Raw genomic sequence first — 17,034 nt, 5'->3', positions numbered from 1 at the left:
CGCCACGCCTCCGGCCACCACCACCGCCGCGAAGCCCGACGGCGTGCAGGCCGTGCCGCTGAAGCAGCCGAAGCCGATGGAGCTCGTCGTGCAGGCCCGGCAGGACACGTCGATTGTCAGCCTGCGGCTCGTCTTCCACACGGGCTCCATCGATGATCCGAAGGGCAAGGAGGGCCTCACCGCCCTCACCGCGAAGCTGATGGCCGAGGGCGGCACGCGGAAGCTCACCTCCGCGCAGCTGCTGGAGGCGCTCTACCCCATGGCCGCCGAGCTGAAGGTGTTCACGGACAAGGAGCTGACCACCCTGTCCGGCCGCGTCCACCGGGACTTCCTGCCGCGCTTCCTGGAGCTGTTCACCGACACGCTCCTGGAGCCCCGCTTCGACGCCGGCGAGTTCGAGCGCCTGCGCGCCAACGCGCTCAATGCCGTGCGCAACGGCCTGCGCAGCGAGGACGACGAGACGCTGGGCAAGGTGGGCCTGGACGCGCTGCTCTACGAGGGCCACCCCTACGCCCACTTCACCGGCGGCACCGTGCAGGGCCTCCAGTCGCTCACGCTCGACGACGTGAAGGCCCATGCGCGCCGCGTCTTCACCCAGGACCGGCTCGTCATCGGGCTCGCGGGTCCGGTGGACGCGGGGCTCCAGCAGGCCGTCACCACGCGCCTGGGCGCCCTGCCCGCCAAGGGCGCGCCCCGGGTGGAGCTGCCGCCCGTGTCGTCCGCCGCCGGTCGCACGCTCATCCTCCAGAAGCCCACGCTCTCCACCGCCATCAGCATGGGCTTCGTGACGCCGCTGCGCCGCGGAGACCCGGACTTCTTCCCGGTGGCGCTCGCGCTGTCGAACCTGGGCGAGCACCGCCAGTTCGTCGGCGTGCTCTTCAACGAGCTGCGCGAGCAGCGCGGCCTCAACTACGGCGACTACGCCTACGCCGAGCACTTCATCGAGGACCGGGGCAACGGCACCTTCAACCGCACGAACCTCGTGCGCACGCAGCAGGACGTGTCCGTGTGGCTGCGCCCCGTCGTTCCCGCCAACGGCGTGTTCGCCACGCGCGGCGCGGTGTACTTCCTGGACCGGCTGTCGAAGGAGCCCCTCACGCAGGAGCGCTTCGACATGGTGCGCGGCTTCCTCCAGGGCTACACGCGCCTGTGGGAGCAGAGCGACCAGCGCCGCCTGGGCTACGCCATCGACTCGCTCTTCTACGGCACGCCCGACTTCCTGGAGTCGTACCGCAAGGCGATGGCCACGATGACGCCAGAGTCCGTGAACGCCGCCGTGCGCCGGCAGCTCCAGCCGGAGAAGCTCGCGTTCGTGTTCGTGACGGAGGACGCGGCAGGGCTCGCGCAGACGCTCAAGTCCGGTGCGCCGTCGCCCATCACCTACGCATCGCCCAAGCCGCCGGAGCTGCTGAAGCAGGATGAGGCCCTCATCCAACAGCCGCTGCCGGTGCGCCCGGACGCCATCCAGGTCGTCCCGGCGTCGGGCTTCATGGAGCGCTGAAACTGAAGAAGTCTCCCTCTGGCGCTCAGGGGCTTTCCGGCAACGCAGTCCACACGCCGCGAAAGCGCTTGAGCGCCGGATCCTTCTGGCGCTTGCACTCCACGCCCTCGCGCAGGACGGTGCCGTCGTCGCTCAGCAGCAGGATGTCGTCGGACGCATCCGGCGTGAAGAACGCCTCCGGGTTCAGCCGCGACAGGTCCACGGACTCCACCGGCACCGGCGTGTCGTCCCCGCCCATCCAGGTGAACAGCCGCGAGCGCCCCCCGGAGGCCGTGGCCCCCGCCATGATGAGGTAGCGGCCCCGCCAGGACGACAGCGAGCGGATGCCCAGGCCTCCCAGGTCGAGCAGCCTCGGCGCCCCGAAGCGCGCGGCCACGCCCTCGCGCACCACCGCCTCCGGGTTGAGCAGCGGCACCACCAGCGCCCTGCCTTGTGTCAGCGGGCTCCGGAAGCCGATGAGCATTCCGGGCGCGTCCAGCATCGCCGTCAGGCCCTCGATGTTGAGGCCCCCGGTTTCCTTCGGCGGCAGCGGCTCCGCCTCCGCCAGTCCGTATGGCTTGAGCGCGGCTTCCGCGAGCAGGTCCTCCAGCAGGTTCGTGTACGGCTCCCCGATGAGCTGCACGCGGTCCGCGTCGTCGGCGCTCGTGGCGAAGAAGCGCAGGCGCGCGGGCTGCTTCTTGCCGGAGCTGTTGCGCCCGTGCGACGTGAGCCAGAAGGCCAGGTTCCCCAGCCGCGAGCCCGCCTCGATGTCCGTCTCCGGCGGCTTCTTCTTCACGGGCAGCGCCAGCGACGGCGACAGGTCCACCGTCCTCAACGGACGGCCCCCTTTGCGCGCGTCGTAGATGCGCAGGATGTTGTCCTCGTCGTCCGCCACCACGAACCGGCCCGCGCCCAGGTCCACCGCGCCGGACGCATCACAGCTCCCCTCGAAGACGACGGTGCCCTCGGGTTCGGGCGCGGAGAGGGGCGCCGACGCCGGGACGGCCTCGCGCCGCGCGTTCGCCTCGCGGGTGCCACAGCCCGCCACCAGGACACATCCCCACAGGAGCCAGCGTTTCATGGCCCTTTCTTACGCATGGCCCCTCCCTCCGGGAACCCGGAAGGCCACCGGCAGGGGTCGCAATTGTAGAAATGGGACAGGGCTGTAGCTCACACCCCGGGCGTGGGTTTTCTTCCGGCCTGGGAAGGTGGGTGCTAAGAGCCTCAGCATGCAATGCCCTGACTCCGGGCACGTTTCGTGGAGCCGGTCCGCGTGCGGCGCAGCCATCCGGCTCGCGGCCCTGGGCCTGCTGCTCTCCACGGCAGCGGCCCACGCACAGCCCGACCCGTTCTCCCGCGGCTTCGACGCCGTTCCCGTCAAACCCACGGCCGCGCAGTCCAGCGGCATCGCGCTGGAAGGCGCCACCGCGGAACCGGTGGGCAGCTTCCGCGGCGCGCTGCTCCTGGACTTCAACTGGCGCATCCTCGCGTTGAAGCTGGGCGACGAGAAGCTGGGTGACCTGCTTCCGTACCGGCTGGACGCGCACCTGCTCTTCTCCTACCAGCTCCTGGAGCGGTTGGAGCTGGGCGTGGACATGCCCTTCACGCTCGTCCAGGGCGACAACTTCTCGCTCCTGGGTGACGCGCTGAACGCGCCGGACTTCCCCGGCGCCGCGGGCGTCAGCAGCACCACGCTGGGCGACCTGCGCCTCTTGCCGCGCGTGAACCTGCTCAACCCGAACCGCTTCCCGGTGGGGCTGGCGGTGGTGACGGAGGTGCGCCTGCCCACCGGCAGCGCGCAGAGCTTCACCGGCGAGAGCGGCGTGGTGTTCGCCCCGCGGCTGGCGGTGGACTGGAAGGTGGGTCCCCTGCCCCTGCGCGTGCTCGGCAACGCGGGCGTGCTGCTGCGCCCCGCGGCGCAGTACCTGAACCTGCGCGTGGACGACGAGCTGACGCTGGGCGCGGGCGGCATCGTGGACCTGCCGGACATCGGCCGCTTCCGCGAGGTGCAGGGCGTGGCGGAGATGCACCTGCGCACGCCGCTGGTGCGCCCCTTCAACTTCGACCAGTCCGCTTCGCTCAAGACGCCGTGGGAGCTGCTCGTCGGCGCGCGCGCGAAGGTGTGGGGCAACTGGGGCGTGGAGCTGGACGTGGGACGTGGCCTCAACGTGAACACCGGCTACGGCCGCGAGGCCCTGCGCGTCATGCTGGCGGTCCGCTATGACCAGTCCGGCCTGGACTCGGACGGCGACGGCGTGCCCGACGCGCGCGACCGCTGCCCCACCCAGCCCGAGGACAAGGACGACTTCGAGGACTACGACGGCTGCCCGGATCCGGACAACGACGGCGACGGCGTGGCGGACGGCGATGACGGGTGCCCGAACGTGAAGGGCACTTCCGAGCGCAAGGGCTGCCCGGAGGAGCCGGAGAAGGACACCGACGGCGACGGCATCGTGGACAAGCTGGACAAGTGCCCGGACGTGCCCGGCCTGAAGGACTTCGACGGCTGCCCGGACACGGACATGGATGAGATTCCCGACGGCGAGGACGACTGCCCGGATGTCGCTGGCCCGCCGGAGAACAACGGCTGCCCGTACGACGCGCCGCCCTACGTGGTCGTGGAGTCGGACCGCATCCGCATCAAGGGCAACATCCTCTTCGAGACGGGCTCCGCCATCATCCAGAAGCAGTCGTACCCGCTGCTGGACGAGGTGGCGTCGGTGCTCGCCAAGAACCCGACCCTGGGCCCGGTGCAGATTGAAGGGCACACGGACAACAAGGGCTCGCGCGCGCTCAACGTGGACCTGTCCAAGAAGCGCGCGAAGTCGGTGCTCGACTACCTGGTCAAGAAGGGCATCGACCGCAAGCGCATGACGTCGCAGGGCTTCGGGTTCGACCGGCCCATCGACACCAACGACACGGCCCTGGGTCGCGCGAAGAACCGGCGCGTCGACTTCAAGCTGGTCAAGTCGGAGCTCGAAAGCGGCCCCCGGGAGACCATCGTCCCCAACGGCCAGCCGCCTCCGCCGGGAACCCAGCCGCTGCCCGGGCTGGGCGGGCCTCCCGCGCCCGGTGCGGCGACCCCGCCGGCCCCCGCGCCCAAGACGCAGGCCACACCGCCCGCGGCCACGCCGCCCGCCAAGAAGTAGCGGGCACACGGGACGGCCCGCAGCCCGGGCCGTCCTTCTCACCGCGGGACTACTTCTTCAGCGCCCGCTCGATGCGACGGCGCAGGCCGTCCTCGGAGAGCATGCCGCGCTGGGCGTCCACCACCTTGCCGTCCGCATCCAGGAAGTAGAGCGTCGGCAGCGCGTTGACCTGGAAGGCCCGCGCCACGTTGTCATCCGCGTAGACGACGTAGGGGCGCAGCTCCGGCTGGAAGCGCTGGAGGAAGTAGTCCACCTCCTGCTTCGCCGTCGCGCCGTCGTCCCGGCTGGCCGCCACGAACACGAGCCCCTGGGACTCGTACTCCTTGGCCAGCTTCACCAGCGAGGGCATCTCCTCGCGGCACGGCGGGCACCAGGTGGCCCAGAAGTCGAGCATCACCACCCGGCCCTTGAGGTCCGCCAGCGCCAGCGAGCCGCCCTCGTGCTTCTCCATCTGGAAGGCCGGGGGTGACACCCCATCCGGCATCAGGCGCTTGCGCTGCGCCTCGCGCACGCCCAGGAACGCCAGCGCCCCCAGGCCCAGCACCGCCACCACGGAGAGCACCGTCTTGGCGCGATCCCCGCGCGAGCCCGGCGGCTTCACTCCCTCGGTCCCAGCCTGCTGTGTCATCCGCGTTCCCTTCGTGTCAGGCGGCCGTGCACCCGCGTCAAGGCCCAGCGCACCCCGGCCCGCACGCGCGGCCGACGCACCACCCAGGCCGCCAGCGGAGGTCCCCAGTGATAGTACCCATCGATGAACCCCTGACCGAGCCGACTCTTCCTGAGCACGTCGTCACGGAAGGCGCGGAACGCCACCAGTTCCTCGGCCCCCTCGCCGAACGCCGCCGTCACCACGAAGCAGGAGGACGCGGGGCTCACCCACATCAGCTTCCCGTTGGTGAGGTTCACCACGACCTTCAGCTCGCGCTGCTCCGTGTAGAGGAACGCCAGCAGGTCGCGCCGCGCCGCCGGGAACTCCTGCCCCCCGGCCTCCTCGAAGTCGATGCGCGTCGTGACGGCGCCGCCCACCTCGTCCACCGTGAAGCGGTAGCGCTTGGAGCTGCGCCGGTGCTCCACCTCCAGCCCCTTCAGCTCCCCGAAGTAGGCCATGAAGGGCACCTTGCACGCCGGGCACACGAAGCGGTGGTAGGCGTGCGTCGGCAGGAAGGCGTAGTCCCCCATCCGCTTGCAGCCGGTGTTGGGGCACATCAGCTTCACGCTCGCCTGGGGCGCGTTGCGCGGATCATAGCGCGACTGGCCACTGTCCTTGTCGAACACCGGCGGCGGCCGCGACGGCTGGCCCACCATCTGCCGCGTGGGGTGCGCCGCGCGCTCCAGCTCCTGCGCCCGGCGCCACGCCAGCTCCGCCGCCTCCAGCCGGCCGTCCGCCGTGTGCGCCAACGCCTCCGCGTGCGCGCTCAGCGCCGCCACCAGCCGGTCCACCAGCGGCGACACCGCCGGCTCGCGCGCCACCGCCAGGGCCTCCGCCAGCACCCGCTCCATCTCCGGCAGGAGCGCCTGGGCCGCCTTGCGCGACGGATCCTCCGCCCGCCGGTACACCGGGGGCTCCGGCAGCTTCGCGAACAGCGCCGAGGCCAGGGTCCGGACGCGCTCCACCGCCGCGTCCCCCCGCCCCACATCCATTCCCGCCGCCCGCGTCTGGGCGGCCCTGATGAGTTCTTCGGGCTGCAAGGCACCGGACCTTAAGGGCCCGCACGCCCCCTGTCAGCGACTCCCGGCGCCGCGGTCGGAAACTCGCCATGGTCGCGACACCGGTGTAAGACGAGGTAGGAGGATGTGAATCATGGGCGTGTTGAAGTTCCTGGTCTGGACGGCATGCGCGGTGGGCCTGGGCGTCTTCCTCGCGCGGGGCAACGTGGATGGCCGCTCGCCGCTGGAGCACATCGAGCGCACCTGGAAGCGCACGGTGAACCCTTCGTCGATGGACAAGGTGAAGGACGGCCTGGAGGACGCGCTGGACGACGCCCGGAAGGTGGTGTCCCAGAAGTCCGCCAACCCCGCCCAGCCGCGCGAGCGCATCACCGCCGAGGACCGCGCGGCCATCAACGACATCATCGCCAAGAAGAAGTAGGGCGACGAAGCAGGCGACGCCGTAGGGCCCTTCGGGCTGATCGCAACCCCTCCCCCTTCCTTCCGCCCCGGGCCGTTCCTAGATTGCGCCGGGGCGTTGGGTGGACGGTGGTGGAGAGGCGGGCCCATGGGTTGGACGCAGGTCGGGGGCGTCATCAAGGCAGCAGTGTTGGCATGCACGCTGGGGGCAGCGGTGCAGGCCGAGGCAAGGGATTCCAGGCTGTGGTTGGAGGCGAAGAACCGCGCCGTTTCCCGGCAGCACTCGAACATCAGCGAGGTGGCCCGCAAGGCGATGCCCGCCGTGGTGGCCATCACCACGCGCCAGGACAGCGCCGACGTGCCGCCCGGTGAGGAGCCGCAGCGCGGCATCGGCTCCGGGTTCATCATCCACCCGGACGGCTACATCCTCACCAGCGCGCACGTGGTGGAGGGCGCCTCGGAGGTGACCATCTCCGTGCGCAGCGCCAACGGGTACGTGGAGGAGTTCCCCGCGACCATCGTGGGCGAGGACGAGCGCACCGACTGCGCGCTCCTCAAGGTGGACGCGCCCCGGAAGCTGCCGGTGCTCAAGCTCGCGTCCGCGTCGCACGTGGGCATCGCGGACTGGGTCGTCGTCATCGGCAACCCGTTCGGCCTGGCGCACTCCGTGACGGTGGGCGTGGTGAGCTACCTGGGCCGCACCGACGTGACGCCCAACGGGCGCGACGGCGACTTCGACTATCTGCAGATGGACGCGTCCATCAACCCGGGCAACTCCGGCGGTCCGGTGTTGGACCTGCACGGCGACGTGGTGGCGGTGGCCAACGCCGTCAACGTGTCGGGCCAGGGCATCGGGTTCGCCATCCCCATCGACATCGCCAAGACGGTGATTCCGCAGCTCAAGGCGCACGGGCGCATGCGCCGCGGGTGGATGGGCATCAGCGTGCAGGACTTCTCCCCGGAGGTGGCCGCGGCGTTCAACCTGATGCCGCGCGGCCGGGGCGTCGTCGTGACGGACGTGGTGGAGGACGGGCCGGGCGACCGCGCGGGCCTCCGGGCCGGCGACGTCATCCTCGACATGGACCGCCGCTCCGTGGAGCGTGCGCACACGCTGCGCTGGCAGGTGGCCGCGCGCGGCGTGGGCAAGCACATCCGGCTCCAGGTGCGCCGGGTGGGCCGCCCCCTGACGGTCCGGGTGAAGCTGGACGACCTGCCCTTCGTGCCGGAGGAAGCGCCCCCCGCCACCCTCGCCTCGGGCGCCGCTCCGGGCGAGCGCTCCGCCGGGGCGAAGTCCGTCCTGGAGGAGCTGCTGTCGCCGGTGCCTCGCGCCAAGGCCACCGGGGGCGCTGGAGCCGCTTCCGGCACGGCGGAGGGGCTGCCCGTCCCCTGACAGGCCGTACGCCCGGGGCCCTCCCGGGCCGCCAGCCTCCTTGCGTTCCGCGAAATCGGGCGATACACCGTGCGCCCTACACACTGCGGCGGGTTCCATTCAAATGGGCGCCGCGGGTCATTCGCGCATCGTTTCGCAGGAGAATCCGCACCATGGCCGAGGCCACCCAGACGACGAAGTCCACCCATTGGCCGCGCACGGCCAAGGGCAACGGCAAGAAGGCGTGCACCGTGGAGGGCTGCAAGCGCCCCTACCGCGCCAAGAACTACTGCTTCTTCCACTTCAAGAAGTGGCGCCAGGGCGAGCTGCCGCACTCGCGCTACCGCGTGTGCTCCAAGCCGGAGTGCCGCATCAAGGTCCTCAAGGGCGGCCTGTGCGAGAAGCACTACGCCGAGACCTACAAGAAGGACGCGGCGGCTTAAGTCGCCCGTCGTTCCCGCTTCACGTGGCGCCGGGCTTTGCTCCCGGCGCCATCGCGCGGCCCAGGTGCTTGAAGGCGTTGAGCCACAGCTCCGCCTCCCGTTGGGTCAGCTTCGAGCGCATCAACGTCTGCTCCAGCTCGTGCAGCACGTGCTCCGGCGCCTGCTTGTTGAGGAAGTCCGCCGCCAGCAGCGTCTCCTTCATGCGCGTGCTCAGGGCGCTCAGCGTCCCCAGCCGGGCCCCAGGCTCCGCCGCGGGAGGGCCGGACGGCTCCACGCCCTGACGGTGGCAGAGGTACAGCAGCACCGACGCGGACTGCGCCAGGTTCATGGACGGCTGCACCTCCGACGTGGGGATGACGAGCACGTCCGCGCAGTGCGTCAGGTCCTCGTCGGACAGGCCGCGCTGCTCACCGCCGAACAGCAGCGCCACCCGGCCCCGCTTGCTCTCCTCCGCCAGCCGCCGCGCCGCCTCCTCCGGCGTCAACGGGGAGCGCCCCTCCACCTGGGTGCGCGACGTGCTGCCCACGACGTACACGCAGTCCTTCACGGCCTCCGTCAGCGTGTCCGCGACGACGAGGCCCTCCAGGACGTGGCCACTCTTCACCGCCAGACGCTCCGCCCCGCTGAAGTCGCGGGTGATGGGCTCCGACAGGATGAGGCGGTGGAAATCGAAGTTCGCCATGATCCTGCAGACCGCCCCCAGGTTGTCGGGTGAACGGGTCTGATGAAGGATGACAGTCAACTCCGCACCTGGACGCATGCCCCGGAGTTTAGCTGGTGGTGCGTCAGGGTGATCGGTATATTCCCGGTGTGATGCGTCGCTGGGTCCCTGGCTTGCTTCTGTCGCTGTCGCTCCTCACCACCGCGTGCGGTGGCGCGGGCACGCCCGTGCGTCCGTCGCTCACGTCACGGCAGGCGCTCACCAGCTCGCCCGAGGTGGTGGAGTTCGAGTCCCCGGCCGTCCGGCTGGAGCTGTTCCGGGACATCGCCCGCCAGTCGGAGCTGGAGGCGGGACAGTCCGCGCAGGGCGTGGCGCTGTTCCCCATCATCCAGGGCAACGAGTTCGTCGCGGCGCCGGGCTTCGAGTCCCGCGCGGACCTGCTCCAGCCGCCGGACGCGGGCAGCGGCCTCCAGTTCGTCTTCGACGGTCGCGCGGCGGAGCGTTGGCCGGAGGACCGGCGGGAGAGCCTGCAGGGCCTGTCGGAACGTGAGGCTGCGGAGCTGGTGGCGCGCACGCTGCTGGCGCTCTGGGGCATCCACCCGGAGGGCGCGGTGCAGGTGGACCGGGCCGCGGGCGCGCCCTACGCGGTCGCCTACGTGGACGGCATCCTGCGCATCAACCCGGCGTTCCTCTATCTGGCCTCCGCCTACGGTCCCGCTTCCATGGCGGCGGGCCTCCAGTAGAGTCGCGCGCCTCAAGAGCTGGCCCCGCTCCCGCCCCTTTCCGGCGGAGTGGCCGGGGCCGCGAGGCGCCTCCGACGTGAACACCTCCGCCCTCCACGCGCAGCTTTCCCACACGCTCCGGCAGACGGACCTGCCGACGCTCGGCCAGCCCTACAAGGGCAAGGTCCGCGACACGTACCGCAAGGGCGACACGCTCCTGCTGGTGACGAGCGACCGGCTCTCCGCGTTCGACCACGTGCTCACCACCATCCCCTTCAAGGGCGAGGTGCTCAACCGCCTGGCGGCCTTCTGGTTCGAGCGCACGAAGCACATCTGCCAGAACCACGTCCTGGACGTGCCCGACGCGAATGTCACCGTGGCGCGCGCGTGCGAGCCGTTCTCCGTCGAAGTGGTGGTGCGCGGCTACCTCACGGGCAGCCTGTGGCGCGACTACGAGAAGGGCACGCACACCGCCTACGGGATTCCCTTCCCCGAAGGGCTGCGCAAGGACAGCGCCTTCCCCACGCCGCTGCTCACGCCGTCCACCAAGGCCGAGTACGGCAAGCACGACGAGCCCATCTCCGAGCAGGAAATCCTCGCGCGCGGGTTGGCTACGCCGCGCGACTGGGCCCGCATCACGGAGGCCGCCCGGGGCCTGTTCGAGGAGGGCCAGAAGTGGGCGCGGACGCGCGGCCTCATCCTCGTGGACACCAAGTACGAGTTCGGCAAGGTGGGCGACGAGCTGTTCGTCATCGACGAGATGCACACCCCGGACTCCAGTCGCTACTGGGTGGCGGACGAGTACGAGGCGCGCTTCGCCAAGGGCGAGGACCAGCGGATGCTGGACAAGGAGAACATCCGCCAGTGGCTCATCCGCGAGCGGAACTTCTCCGGCCACGGCGCGCTGCCCGCCATCCCCGACGACGTGCGCGTGGACCTGGCCACCAAGTACGTGGCCGCCTACGAGCGCATCACCGGCACGTCGCTTCAGCTGACGCCCGGGGACGTGCACGCGCGCATCGAACAGAACCTGCGGGCGAAGGGCTACCTGTAGCCCCGTCGCCCCGGCGTCTGTCAGGGAGGCCGCGCGACTAGCTGGCGCGGCCGAACACGCGCTGGAACACCGCGTCCATCTGGCGCGTGTGGTAGCCCGGGGAGAAGCAGTCGGAGATCTCCTCGGGCGTCATCATCTTGAGCAGGTCCGCGTCCGCGAGCAGCGCCTGCCGGAAGTCCACGCCCTCCTCGAACATCTTCATCGCGTTGCGCTGGACGACGACGTACGCGGCCTGCCGGTCCATGCCCTTGCGCGCAAGCTCCAGCAACAGGCGCTGCGAGTTCACCACGCCGCCGAGCAGGTCCAGGTTCTTCTTCATCTGCTCCGGGTAGACGCGCATGTTCTCCACGAGCCCCGCGAAGCGGTGGAGCATGAAGTCCAGCAGCCCCGTGGCGTCCGGCCCGATGACGCGCTCCACGGACGAGTGGGAGATGTCGCGCTCGTGCCACAGCGCCACGTCCTCCATCGCGCTCACCGCGTAGCCGCGCAAGAGGCGCGCAAGTCCGGTGAGGTTCTCCGACAGGATGGGGTTGCGCTTGTGCGGCATCGCGCTGGAGCCCTTCTGTCCCGGCGTGAAGGCCTCCTCCACCTCGCGCACCTCCGTGCGCTGGAGGTGGCGGATCTCGACGGCGAACTTCTCCAGGCTGGAGCCCACGAGCGCGAGCGCGGTGAAGAACTCCGCGTGCCGGTCACGCTGCACCACCTGGCTGGAGGCGGGCGCGGGCTTCAGGCCCAGCTTCTGGCAGACGTGCTCCTCCACCGCGGGCGGCAGGTGCGCGAACGTGCCCACCGCGCCGGAAATCTTCCCCACGGCGATGGTGTCGCGCGCGTGCTCCAGGCGGGTGCGGCCCCGGCGCAGTTCGTCGTACCAGATGGCCAGCTTGTGCCCGAAGGTGATGGGCTCCGCGTGGATGCCGTGGCTGCGGCCCATCTGCAGCGTGTGCTTGTGCTCGAAGGCGCGCTTCTCCACCGCGGCCATCACGCGGTCCATGCCCTTGAGGATGAGGTCCACCGCGTCGCGCAGGGTGAGCCCCAGCGACGTGTCCAGCACGTCCGAGGACGTCATGCCCAGGTGCAGCCAGCGGGCGCTGGGCCCCACGCGCTCCTCCACGAAGGTGAGGAAGGCGATGACGTCGTGCTTGGTGGTGCGCTCGATTTCGTCGATGCGCGCGGCATCCTCGGCGGTGAAGTCACCGGCGCGGGCAAGGCAGTCCGCCAGCGCTTCTTTCGGGGCGAGTCCCTGCGCGACCATGCCCTCCAGCGCGGCGAGCTCCACGTCGCGCCAGCGACGGTAGCGGGCGACGTCGGACCAGAGGGAGGCCATCTCCTGACGGCTGTATCGTGGAATCACTCGTAGACCTTCACGGCAAAGTCCCGGCGCGCCGCGAACCGGAGCACTTCCAGCGCGACGTCACAGGACGGACCTGACTTCTTGGCGGCGGTGGGATTGAACGAGAGATCCATGCCTTCAGGCCGCGCCACCGCCAGCGCGCCGGGGGCGACCTTCTCGTGGATGGGTCGCGGGGCCAGCCTCCCCGCCTGCTGACCGAGCGCCAGCGGGGCGGGCGACAGGGCCAGCGCCGCGCCCTCCTTCACCTGGCTGGCCGTAAGCGCCTGGACGACGGAGGCATTGCCCACGGTCTTGTCCGCAACCATCAAGAGGCCGTCCACCTTCCCGGCCGCGCCCTCGAGCAGGAGCGCGAGCGTCCCAGGGCCCCTCATGGCAGCGGGTTCGCGCAGCAGCGGAAGCCCAGGTTCGCGTCCTTGTGGGTGGTGGCTCCCCGCTTGCGAGCGGCGCAGCGTGACGTGTCGCTGGGGCTGTCGAAGGAGCCGCCCTTGATGGTCATGTCTTCGGTGCTGCCCGGGAACGTCGTGGAGGTCCACTCGGCCGCGTTGCCCGACATGTCCGACGGTCCGAAGTTGAAGCGGCACTGGTCGAACTGGCCGGAGGCGGCGAGCGTCCCCGGCGTCCCCCCGGCCGTGCCGGTGTTGCAGGCGGACGCCACGAGCGTATCCCCAGAGGAGTAGCGCGCGTTGCCGGGGCCCTTGCAGGCCTTCTCCCACTCGTTCTCCGTACACAGCCGCTTGCCGGCGGCGTCACAGAGGCCCTTCGCATCGAGCCAGCTCACGGACACGCGCGGCTTGCGGCCCGGCTTGTTGGGGAACTCGAGCGTGTCCACGCAGAACGACTCCACCGGGACGCTCGCGAGGAGGCTCTCGTCGCTGGAGCCGAACGACTGCTGGTCCTCCTTGGAGGACCCCTTCTTGAAGCTGCCGCCACTCACCGGGACCATGTCGGGGGGACAGTTCAGCGTGGCCCCCAGGCCCGCGGAGGGTCCGGGCGTGGGAGGAACGGAGGCGTTCTTCGCGGCCTGGGACTGGCGCAGGCGCAGCCAGATGTAGCCACCGCCCGCGCCCAGCACGACGCCCATCACCGCGAGGGCCACCATCCACACCATCGCGCTGGGGCCGGAGCGGGCCTTCTTCGGCTGCGTGGCGCGCGTCGTCGGCAGCGTGTGCATGCCGGAGACCGAGGGCGGCAGCCGGCGGGGCGCGGAGCGGATCCCCGACGTGTCGGGCGAGGGTTCGGACTTGCGAGAACCGGTGCTGCGCCCGCCCGTCGAGCCTTCTCCCTGCGAGCCGGAGGAGCGGACCGCGCCCTGCGCCGCGGACGCACGCGAGGCACCGCGAGGCGAGGACGGATCCGCGCCGCGAGCATTTATCGAGGCCACCGCGCCGGAGGCCCGCGAGTTGCGGCCCGCGCGACCGGAGGAGCGGGAATCGGAGTTCTCGTCGTCGTCGGAGCTCCGGCCGCCCTGGCGTCCGTCGCCGTCCGTGCCCCGGCCCGACCGTGCGTCCTGGCCGGAGTCCGTGGTGCGTCCGCCCTGACGTGACTCCGTGGCAGAAGCATCACTGTTGCGTCCGGATGAACGACCGTCTCCGGAAGCCTCCGCACCGCGGCCGGCCTGCCGGGCATCGCTGGATGACGCGTCACCACTGCGTCCGCCTGGGCGACTGTCGCCGGAGGAAGCGTCAGCGTTGCGAGCGTTTGAGCGCGCATCGCTTGCGGAGGCCTCACCGCTGCGGCCACCTGAGCGACCGTCGCTGGAGGAAGCATCACTGTTGCGGCCACCCGAACGACCATCGCTGGATGAAGCCTCAGCGTTGCGTCCACCCGAACGCCCGTCGCCGGATGAAGCCTCAGCGTTGCGTCCACCCGAACGACCATCGCCAGACGAGGCCTCACCATTGCGGCCGCCCGAACGCCCATCGCCAGAAGAAGCCTCAGCGTTGCGGCCGCCTGAGCGCCCATCGCTGGACGAAGCCTCACCGCCGCGGCCTCCCGAACGCCCATCGCCAGAAGCAGCTTCGGCACCGCGCCGGGACTCCGCCGCGGAGGCATCGCCGCCGCGCCCTGCCTGGCGCCCGTCCGCGCCGGACTCCGCGGAGCGGGACGACGCACGCGGGTCGGGCGGAAACGATGGCTCCTCCGCCTTCGCGAAGATGCGCATCACCGGCTCAGCGGTCTTCGCCGCCGCACCCTCTCCGCCGCGCGACGCCGCACGGGGCTCCTGTTGCGTCGCCGCTTCGGAGGCATGTCCCAGCAGCCTCGGATCCTGCTGCGAGGACGCGTCCGCCCCCCGCCCACCACCGCGCACGGGCGCCTGACGCTCCGCCACGGCCCGCATCTCCTGCTGCGTCGCCGCGTCGGAGACGGAGCGCGCCTCGGGGCCCAGGATGTAGTCGAGCGCCTGCTTGTTCGAGCCCAGGATCGCCGCCAGCGTCGCCGCGTCCAGCGGCTGGGTCGCATCCGGCGGGGGCGAGTCGTCCTGCGCCGGAATGGGCGCGGCCGGCGTGGGCGCCATCGCGATGGGCAACATGCCCGTGGGCACCGGCGGCAGCGGCTTGTTCGCAGCCCGCGCGGCCACGACAGCGGCGGGAAGCGCACCCGTGGGCGGCACCGCGCGCGTCCTCGCAGCCGCGGCCGGGTGACGCTGCACCAGCGCCGCGAACTCCGCGTGCAGTTCGCCGCCCGACTTCGGCCGCGCCAGCGGGTTCTGGTTGAGCGCGCGCCGGTAGAGGGACTCGAACGCGGGCGGGAGGTCCGGGTGCCGCACCGTCACCTCGGGGACGCCGCCATCCTCGGGCAGCAGGCCGGTGACCATCTCCCCCATCAGCACGCCCAGCGAGTACACGTCCATGCGCGTGTCCAGCTCCGCGCCATTCACGTACTCGGGAGCGATGTACGCCGCCGCCCGGTGGCCCTTCTGCGCCTGCACGAAGGGCAGGTGCGGTACCGCGAGCCCCAGCCCGTAGTCCGTCACCTTCAACATGTCCGGCAGGACGAAGACGTTCTCCGGCTTCAGGTCCGAGTGCGGCCCGAAACGGTGCGCGCCATCCAGCGCCGCCGCCATCTGCGCCAGCAGCGGCTCCACTTCCTTCAGCGAGAACAGCTGCCCCTTCGCCGCGCGCTGCTCCATCATCCGGCGCAGCGTGATGCCTTCCAGCATCTGCATCGCGAAGTAGGGACGGTCCCCGTCGACGCCCTCCTCGTAGACGCGCACCAGGTTCGGGTGGTTGAGCTTCTTGCCCACCCGCATGGACAGCGCGAACTGCGTGCGCTCCTCCGGCTGCTGCACCAGCCGGGGCTGGATGACCTTCAGCGCCACCTCCACGTCGATGGCCTGGTCCTGCGCGCGGAAGACGAACCCCAACGGCCCGGAGCCCACCACCTCCTGGATGGCGTAGCGGTTGGCGACGAGGTCGCCCGGCTTGTACGGCGCGCCCTCCGTCCCCCGCTTGCGTGCCGCCCCGGCCGCCAGACGCGCGGCCGCATCGAACTTCTGGCCACACGTGGCGCAGGTTTCACTCGTGTCGGGGACATGGCTGCCGCAGCGATAGCAGAGCAAAGCAGTGAAACTCCGGAACAAGGTCGCGGGGGGGCGGCCTCCCGGCGGACGGCCGGGGCCCCCATTCTGCCCGCTCTGGCGCCATTGAGGAACGACGTTGCGCGCCGGGCGTCAGCGGCCCGTGGAGCCGAAACCTCCGTCACCCCTGGAAGTCACGTCCAGCACCTCCACCTCCCGCAGGACCGTGGCCGTCACCGGCGCCACCACCAGCTGGGCCACCCGGTCCCCCCGCCGCAGCGTGAAGGGGGTGTTCGACAGGTTGATGAGCAGCACCTGCACCTCGCCCCGGTAGTCCGCGTCCACCGTCCCGGGGGAGTTCAGGCACGTCACCCCGTGGCGCAGCGCCAGCCCCGAGCGGGGCCGCACCTGGCCCTCGAACCCCGGGGGGAGCGCGAACGCCAGCCCCGTGGGCACCGCCATCCGCTCCAGGGGCTGCAGCACCCACTCCTCGTCGATGTCGGCCCGTAAATCCAACCCGGCGGCGTGCTCCGTCTCATGGCGGGGCAAGGGCAGCGGGTCCGGATGAGCGCGCACCCGGCGAACGGGAACGGTCAGCGAGGGGTCCATACCCCGGGCTGTAACACGCGTCCCGGCCCATCTCGACTTCCTGACCCGACGCCACGGGTCACCATGGGGCCGGTCCGCGAAGCCCCCTCACAGCTCCGTCGCGCCGTCCGCCACGCGCAGGGCCGTGCGGAACCCGAACGGGTCCACGGGCCGCGCGGCCAGCTCCAACTGGTAGTGCAGGTGCGGCCCGGTGGAACGGCCGGTGTTGCCCGACAGCGCGATGGGCTGCCCCTTCTCCACCCGCGTGCCCGCCTTCACCAGCAGCTCCGAGTTGTGGCAGTACGCCGTCGTCACCCCCCGCCCGTGGTCCAGCACCAGCACGCGGCCGTTCACCGAGTCCTCGCTCGCGCGGCGCACCACGCCCGTCGCCACCGCGGACACCGTGGTGCCCGTGCGCACCGACAGGTCCACGCCCGTGTGCATCCGGCGCGTGCGCAGCGTCGGGTGCGTGCGGTATCCGAAGGGGCTCGTCACCGGCGCGCTCTCCGCCACCGGCCAGCCGAGCATCAGCGCCGTCGACAGCGCCAGCGCCTGCGCCGCCCCCACGGACGAGGCCTCGAAGCCCGGGGGAAGCTGTCGGGCCAGGCGCTCCAGCGTGAGCCCCCCGCCCTC

Annotated in this window: 16 protein-coding genes; 7 read left to right on the top strand and 9 right to left on the bottom strand. The window is 71.2% G+C overall.

All coding sequences use genetic code 11. The features are described 5' to 3' along the window. On the top strand, positions 1 to 1,501 hold a 1,501-nt coding region (locus tag D7X12_RS27200; RefSeq protein WP_147443819.1), incomplete at its 5' end, for a M16 family metallopeptidase. 25 nt (positions 1,502 to 1,526) lie between these two features. Here the strand turns inward: D7X12_RS27200 and D7X12_RS27195 are convergent. Further along, a complete protein-coding gene (locus tag D7X12_RS27195) occupies positions 1,527 to 2,561 on the bottom strand; it encodes a DUF3616 domain-containing protein (RefSeq protein ID WP_120628181.1) in 1,035 nt (344 codons plus the stop codon). 148 nt (positions 2,562 to 2,709) lie between these two features. Here D7X12_RS27195 and D7X12_RS27190 point away from each other — a divergent pair, with 148 nt between their 5' ends. Further along, complete coding sequence (locus D7X12_RS27190) at positions 2,710 to 4,629, top strand: OmpA family protein (RefSeq protein WP_120628180.1); 1,920 nt, start codon at positions 2,710 to 2,712, stop codon at positions 4,627 to 4,629. A gap of 49 nt (positions 4,630 to 4,678) precedes the next feature. Here the strand turns inward: D7X12_RS27190 and D7X12_RS27185 are convergent, their stop codons facing one another. Beyond that, positions 4,679 to 5,257, bottom strand: coding sequence for a TlpA family protein disulfide reductase (locus D7X12_RS27185; RefSeq protein ID WP_120628179.1), 579 nt, complete (start codon positions 5,255 to 5,257; stop codon positions 4,679 to 4,681). Continuing rightward, positions 5,254 to 6,270, bottom strand: a complete 1,017-nt coding sequence (locus tag D7X12_RS27180) for a CFI-box-CTERM domain-containing protein (RefSeq protein ID WP_120628178.1) — start codon at positions 6,268 to 6,270, stop codon at positions 5,254 to 5,256. The genes D7X12_RS27185 and D7X12_RS27180 overlap by 4 nt, the downstream gene beginning before the upstream one ends. Before the next feature lie 160 nt (positions 6,271 to 6,430). Between D7X12_RS27180 and D7X12_RS27175 the strand changes: the two genes are divergently transcribed. The 3 genes from D7X12_RS27175 to D7X12_RS27165 all read left to right on the top strand — a co-directional run bounded on the left by D7X12_RS27175 (position 6,431) and on the right by D7X12_RS27165 (position 8,508). Continuing rightward, positions 6,431 to 6,718, top strand: a complete 288-nt coding sequence (locus D7X12_RS27175; protein ID WP_120628177.1) for a hypothetical protein — start codon at positions 6,431 to 6,433, stop codon at positions 6,716 to 6,718. 126 nt (positions 6,719 to 6,844) lie between these two features. Then, complete coding sequence (locus D7X12_RS27170) at positions 6,845 to 8,086, top strand: S1C family serine protease (protein WP_120628176.1); 1,242 nt, start codon at positions 6,845 to 6,847, stop codon at positions 8,084 to 8,086. Positions 8,087 to 8,238: 152 nt separating this feature from the next. After that, positions 8,239 to 8,508 carry a vegetative protein gene (locus tag D7X12_RS27165; RefSeq protein ID WP_120628175.1) on the top strand — a complete coding sequence of 90 codons (270 nt, stop codon included), beginning with the start codon at positions 8,239 to 8,241 and terminating at the stop codon, positions 8,506 to 8,508. A gap of 19 nt (positions 8,509 to 8,527) precedes the next feature. On the opposite strand, the gene D7X12_RS27160 is transcribed toward D7X12_RS27165, so the two are convergent. After that, positions 8,528 to 9,268, bottom strand: coding sequence for an RNA methyltransferase (locus D7X12_RS27160; protein ID WP_120628174.1), 741 nt, complete (start codon positions 9,266 to 9,268; stop codon positions 8,528 to 8,530). Positions 9,269 to 9,342: 74 nt separating this feature from the next. Here D7X12_RS27160 and D7X12_RS27155 point away from each other — a divergent pair, with 74 nt between their 5' ends. Both D7X12_RS27155 and D7X12_RS27150 read left to right on the top strand, forming a co-directional pair. Continuing rightward, the gene (locus tag D7X12_RS27155) at positions 9,343 to 9,912 is read left to right on the top strand and encodes a hypothetical protein (protein WP_244224805.1); all 570 of its coding nucleotides are present in this window, start codon (positions 9,343 to 9,345) and stop codon (positions 9,910 to 9,912) included. Between the two features lie 76 nt (positions 9,913 to 9,988). After that, positions 9,989 to 10,945, top strand: a complete 957-nt coding sequence (locus tag D7X12_RS27150) for a phosphoribosylaminoimidazolesuccinocarboxamide synthase (RefSeq protein WP_120628172.1) — start codon at positions 9,989 to 9,991, stop codon at positions 10,943 to 10,945. A 37-nt stretch (positions 10,946 to 10,982) separates the two neighbouring features. Here D7X12_RS27150 and purB read toward each other — a convergent pair whose 3' ends face one another. The 5 genes from purB to D7X12_RS27115 all read right to left on the bottom strand — a co-directional run. Next, a complete protein-coding gene (gene purB / locus D7X12_RS27145) occupies positions 10,983 to 12,296 on the bottom strand; it encodes an adenylosuccinate lyase (RefSeq protein ID WP_120610963.1) in 1,314 nt (437 codons plus the stop codon). After that, positions 12,293 to 12,667 carry a type 1 periplasmic-binding domain-containing protein gene (locus tag D7X12_RS27140; RefSeq protein ID WP_244224804.1) on the bottom strand — a complete coding sequence of 125 codons (375 nt, stop codon included), beginning with the start codon at positions 12,665 to 12,667 and terminating at the stop codon, positions 12,293 to 12,295. The genes purB and D7X12_RS27140 overlap by 4 nt, the downstream gene beginning before the upstream one ends. After that, entirely contained in the window at positions 12,664 to 15,855 is a 3,192-nt protein-coding gene (locus D7X12_RS43040; RefSeq protein ID WP_158620128.1) for a protein kinase domain-containing protein, read from the bottom strand. Before D7X12_RS43040 ends, D7X12_RS27140 begins: the two co-directional genes overlap by 4 nt. 111 nt (positions 15,856 to 15,966) lie before the next feature. Next, entirely contained in the window at positions 15,967 to 16,422 is a 456-nt protein-coding gene (gene dut / locus D7X12_RS27120; protein ID WP_120628171.1) for a dUTP diphosphatase, read from the bottom strand. 87 nt (positions 16,423 to 16,509) lie between these two features. Then, positions 16,510 to 17,034, bottom strand: a 525-nt coding sequence (locus tag D7X12_RS27115; RefSeq protein WP_147443818.1) for a M23 family metallopeptidase, incomplete at its 5' end; no start/stop codon positions are given.

It is taken from the genome of Corallococcus sicarius (assembly GCF_003611735.1).
Classification (GTDB): Bacteria; Myxococcota; Myxococcia; order Myxococcales; family Myxococcaceae; genus Corallococcus; species Corallococcus sicarius.
Note: the sequence above shows the minus strand (reverse complement) of the source record. Positions and strands in the feature narration are given on the sequence as shown.

Coding starts and splice junctions, on each gene's coding strand:
- D7X12_RS27140 (WP_244224804.1), bottom strand. CDS start 12,667: ATGAGGGGCCCTGGGACGCTCGCGCTCCTGCTCGAGGGCGCGGCCGGG.
- D7X12_RS27185 (WP_120628179.1), bottom strand. CDS start 5,257: ATGACACAGCAGGCTGGGACCGAGGGAGTGAAGCCGCCGGGCTCGCGC.
- dut (WP_120628171.1), bottom strand. CDS start 16,422: ATGGACCCCTCGCTGACCGTTCCCGTTCGCCGGGTGCGCGCTCATCCG.
- D7X12_RS27195 (WP_120628181.1), bottom strand. CDS start 2,561: ATGAAACGCTGGCTCCTGTGGGGATGTGTCCTGGTGGCGGGCTGTGGC.
- D7X12_RS27175 (WP_120628177.1), top strand. CDS start 6,431: ATGGGCGTGTTGAAGTTCCTGGTCTGGACGGCATGCGCGGTGGGCCTG.
- D7X12_RS27165 (WP_120628175.1), top strand. CDS start 8,239: ATGGCCGAGGCCACCCAGACGACGAAGTCCACCCATTGGCCGCGCACG.
- D7X12_RS27170 (WP_120628176.1), top strand. CDS start 6,845: ATGGGTTGGACGCAGGTCGGGGGCGTCATCAAGGCAGCAGTGTTGGCA.
- D7X12_RS27180 (WP_120628178.1), bottom strand. CDS start 6,270: ATGGATGTGGGGCGGGGGGACGCGGCGGTGGAGCGCGTCCGGACCCTG.
- D7X12_RS27190 (WP_120628180.1), top strand. CDS start 2,710: ATGCAATGCCCTGACTCCGGGCACGTTTCGTGGAGCCGGTCCGCGTGC.
- D7X12_RS27160 (WP_120628174.1), bottom strand. CDS start 9,268: ATGCGTCCAGGTGCGGAGTTGACTGTCATCCTTCATCAGACCCGTTCA.